At 63.2% G+C, this 4,468-nt stretch carries 3 protein-coding genes and 1 pseudogene; 1 reads left to right on the top strand and 3 read right to left on the bottom strand.

What is annotated here, in order from left to right:
- A partial coding sequence (locus C4N9_RS21550; protein WP_342748834.1) for a TniQ family protein occupies positions 1–809 on the top strand: 809 nt, incomplete at its 5' end.
- A 343-nt stretch (positions 810–1,152) separates the two neighbouring features.
- Here C4N9_RS21550 and C4N9_RS21545 read toward each other — a convergent pair.
- The 3 genes and pseudogenes from C4N9_RS21545 to C4N9_RS21535 form a co-directional block, all read right to left on the bottom strand.
- Positions 1,153–2,592, bottom strand: coding sequence for a hypothetical protein (locus C4N9_RS21545; RefSeq protein ID WP_232237208.1), 1,440 nt, complete (start codon positions 2,590–2,592; stop codon positions 1,153–1,155).
- Between the two features lie 151 nt (positions 2,593–2,743).
- A pseudogene (locus C4N9_RS21540) lies at positions 2,744–3,675 on the bottom strand (IS5 family transposase).
- Positions 3,676–3,987: 312 nt separating this feature from the next.
- Positions 3,988–4,468: IS110 family RNA-guided transposase (locus C4N9_RS21535; protein ID WP_109535406.1), on the bottom strand; the 481-nt coding region annotated here is incomplete at its 5' end.

Here is a 4,468-nt window from a genome sequence, read left to right as displayed (position 1 = left end):
CTCGAGAAGTCCGGGGTGTGAAGCCGCACCCGCTGCCCAAGACTGTCGCGCCGCTGCCAGACGAGTTGTTGTCAGGTTGGTTGTCTCGGCTGGCGGCGGCCAACTACTGTGATGATGCGGAACTGCTGGCCCATATCGAAATCGATACAACTCATGGCACGTCCTTGGACTTCAACATCGACGCGGCAGCGGCGGCGAAGATTGCCAACGCCGCACGGATTGACCCAGATGTTGTGCGATCTTTGACCTTCCCAGCAATGGCGACACGAGAAGCCTCGCTGACGGCCCAGATACCATTCCAGCATTGCCTGCAATGCTCCAGAGAGGGCCTTTCGCTCAAGCATTGGAGGCGAGCCTGGGCATTCGACTGCCAGGTTTGTGGGACGAGACTTGTACCGACGCTCGGCAAGGCCAGTGGCGAACAGATGCCCGAAAAGCTGATAAATCGTGCGCGCAACGGCGCCGCGCGGCTTGAATACGCCGCGCGATTACGCAGCTCCAAGCAACTTCGGCGCGCAATGCGCGCGGTCACCTTTGCCATATCATTAAAGGCCTTCCGCGGAGATCCGTTACACGCTCTTCAGGGCCACAGGCTGGAAGTAAGGCTGTTTTGCCTTGCTGCAATTGATGCAGCCCAATCCCGTCCACTGGTCAAAGCGGCCATCTCAAGCTCCGGCATCGACGACTATGCAAGGGTTGCTCTATTGCGCGCCTTCGATAAGGAGCCACGTCTGCTTGCCGCGGTCGATTACATCGCCCGGCAGCGCGCGAAAAGCATAGGCGCGATGGCAGTGGAATCTCATAATTAAGGGCAAAAAATATCCCCGAACGCGTCGTGTCTCAGATTTAAGGGCAACGCGACACGGGGATCGGGACACCCCAGGGGGTCAAGGCGCAGAAAGCGCGCAATTTTGATTGGGACCCGATCCGCGGACTTCATCTGGGCCAGCGGCTAGACCGCACCACAAAGGCCGTAGACATGACTGCTTTCGGCATAGGCGCGTCAATTCCCAGCTTGCGCAGCAGGGGTCGTCCAGACATGGGAACACTTGCCCTCGCCAGAGATGCCCACTGCGCGTTGGCGACGGTCCACCAATGACTTGCGCCACCGGACCTGTGGGGGAACCGGCGCAGCGCCAGTTCCCCATCGGCTCATTCTGCCGGAACCCAGGGCCGGTTATAGGCTGCCACGCGCCAATCACCGTGTTCGATGAACCGGGGGGCGCTCCCGGTTTCCAGCGCCTCGGCTGCGGCGTTCAGCGCCTCGGGCGATGTCTCGGGCCAGGCGCCCGTTTCGATCCGTTCGACCAGGGTCTCGACGATGGCCGTGCTTTCGGCAGCCGTGAACTCGCAATGGCCCGTGCCCTGGACCAGCGACTGCCGATACAGATCGCCGGTACCCTGCTCCTGCACCAGCGCGCCGTAGCCTTCCATCAGCGTGTAGGGAATGGCCCAGTCGCCCAGCATGTGGATGCGGATCGCCGGAACCTGCAGATCGCCGGTCGTCGTGCGCCCGTCTGCGGCCCAGAAATCGCGCGCATAATCCGAGGCCGCGATGCGGGGGGCGGCGTCGATCCTGGCAATGTCGGCCTGAAGGTCCAAACCGGCCTGTTCGTAGAGCGCCTCAACCGTCCGCGCCATCGCGGGTGCGGCATTCTGGTAGAAGGCGGCATAGTCGACCCCCTCGTTCCCGGAAAGTTGCTGCCCCGATGCGGCGTTTTCGAACAGAAGCCGCGAGGTCCCGCCAACATTACCGCCGATGCGCAGCGCCGAGGCCACGATCATGTCGGCCATGGCGCCGGCATCCGCGGTGTCGGGTAGTTCGGTCCCCTCGACCATCCACGGCGACCACTGTCCGATGGCGAAGGCAAGCGCCAGCCGCGCGCGGCCCTCCGGGCTTTCGCCCGCCGTTTCGATGGCGGCCATCCAGGACGCACGGATCGCGTCAAGGCTGCGCTCGCCACCCGCTCCGGCATTGGGCAGGCCGACGATGGCGAGATCGCTGGCCGGACCGTGCCCAGCGGCCTCATAGCTTTCGCCCAGCAGGGTCTGCATGGCGAACCAGCCATCCAGGAAACTGCTCATGATCCAGACCGGCGTATGGGCGGCAAGCACGGCGGCACCGTCGATCCTGTCCGGGTAATCCTCGGCCGAAGCGAGGCTGTCGAGCCCTCCGCCAGAACAGCCGTATTGCAGCACCATGTCAGGAGCGCGCTCCAGGTCCGTGAAAATGTCCTGAACAGCTTGTAGATTCAGGATTTCACGCTGCGGATCGTATTGCCACAGGCGCAGCGGGTGCCGGGCGAGCCCGGCGAAGGCATAGCCACGACCGAGCAGGTCGTCATACCGCTGGACCGCTGACGCGACCGAAACGTTGCTGGCGAAATCCAGATCCCTGAGTAGTCGACCATTCCAGTTCTCGGGCACGCGGATCAGCCATGCCGTCCCGTCCGGCAGGGTTCCCGCATGTTCGTTGAAGGCGGGCTGCTCCTGCGCCGACGCGAGCGGGGCGAAGCCCGCGGTCAGAGCGAGGCAAAGCACCACCATTCCGGTCCGCGAACGCGGGCCGGCCAAATTGGCTGTCCGTGACATGAATTTCCTCCAGTTTGATGCAGCGATGAAATCCGGCTCCTCTTCCGGGGAACCATCGCCGGGAAAAAACATAGATAGCTAATTATTTAGTGTCAAGGGCTCTGATGCACAAATCGGCTTAAGGCCGAGGTTCCCCTTTCCCCGGACGGACTTATCCCACAGCTTCCGTGACGGGTATTCCGAGCGCGGTGTAGCCGTTCAGGACGGCGATGCGGACCTGGAGTTCGGCGACCTGTCGATCGAAGTCCCGTGCCATGAGCCGCTGGCCCAGCAACTTGATACAATGCATCTTTGTCTCGACGCGGCTTCGGCGGTGGTATCCACTCCATCGTCGCCAGAGCGCGCGGCCCAGGTATTTCGCCGCGCGCAGGGCCTCATTTCGCGCCACGGCTCCGGCGGTGATCGTCTTCCAGGGCTTCGCGTTCTTGCGGGGCGGGATGACGGCATGGGCACCGCGATCTGCAATCGCATCGTGGCATTTGCGCGTGTCGTAGGCGCCATCAGCCGTAACGCTACCGATTTCCTGGTCCTGCGGGATTTGGTCGAGAAGGTGGGTAGGATGGGCGCATCACCGATGTGGCTCCCGGTGACTTCGACGGCCCGGATCTCCAACGTTTCTTCATCGATCCCAAGGTGGAGCTTGCGCCAGACGCGCCGTTTCGGGCCGCCATGCTTGCGTGCGTGCCACTCGCCTTCACCTTCGACCTTGATCCCGGTGCTGTCGATCAGCAGGTGCAACGGCCCCTTGGAGCCGCGGTAGGGGATGTTCACGGCCAAGGTCTTCTGGCGGCGAGATAGCGTGCTGAAGTCGGGCACCGTCCAGTTCAGGCCGACCAGCCGTAGCAGGCTCTCGACGAACCCGGTCGTCTGCCGGAGCGCCATGCCGAACAGCACTTTCATCGAGAGGCACGTCTGGATAGCGGCATCGCTGTAGGTCTGCTGGCGGCCACGCCTGCCTGTCGGCGCGGCATCCCAGCTCATCTCGGGGTCAAACCAGATCGTCAGCGAGCCCCGGCGCTTGACTGCTTCATTGTAGGCTGGCCAGTTCCTGGTCTTGTAGGTCGGGGGTATGGGTCTGCTCATGCAGCCTGACTAACAGACTGGATTCGCAAGGTGAAACCTTCACAGCATTTGCGCAACATGTATAACCGCCCCTTGCGCAAGAGGGTTTCTGGATCAGTTTCGCGCGGTGTCGGGTGCTGACATGTATCCGGCCTCTGTTGCGGCCATCATCACGCCGCGGGCCCGTATGGTGTTCGCAGGTCGGGTCCAGATCAAAGCCGCGTGCTCGATGGCACTCTGTTGCGCTCTGGTTCTCCCGATCCCGTCTCACGACCGTGCGCCAAACGTCTCCTTGCCCTCTTCCGCTCCGACGTCCTCGCGACCAGTGACGGCTTACGCCGCAGCGGTCGGAGACTGGTAGGCGCCGCCTCGGGCCATCAGCGCCCAGACGATCCGCGCCATTTTGTTCGCCAGCGCGACCCGCACCAGCATCGGCGGCTTGCGCGTCAGCATCTCGCCAAGCCATGTGCCCGGCCGGGCAGCGGCATGAACATGCCGCTTGATGATGACGCTGTTGGCCCCGATGATCAGCAATCGCCGCAACGACCGTTCGCCCATCTTCGTGTTGGCCCCGAGACGCTGCTTGCCTCCTGTGGAATGCTGACGGGGCGTGAGCCCGAGCCAGGCCGCGAAGTCGCGCGCTTTGCGGAACGTCTCGGGGGGCGGAGCCAGAACCGCTATGGCCGTGGCAATCAGAGGACCTATCCCCGGGACTGTCATCAGGCGCCGCGCCACCTCATTCTCCTTGGCACACCGGGCGATCTCGGCATCGAGCTTGCCGATTTCCGTTCCGAGATGGGCGAGTGACGCCACC

It is taken from the genome of Pararhodobacter marinus (assembly GCF_003122215.1).
Lineage (GTDB): Bacteria > Pseudomonadota > Alphaproteobacteria > Rhodobacterales > Rhodobacteraceae > Pararhodobacter > Pararhodobacter marinus.
This window is presented reverse-complemented; position numbering and strand designations above follow the sequence as displayed.

What these genes read in the sequence shown, in the direction of transcription:
- C4N9_RS21545 (WP_232237208.1), bottom strand. Translation starts at nt 2,592, where the DNA reads ATGTCACGGACAGCCAATTTGGCCGGCCCGCGTTCGCGGACCGGAATG.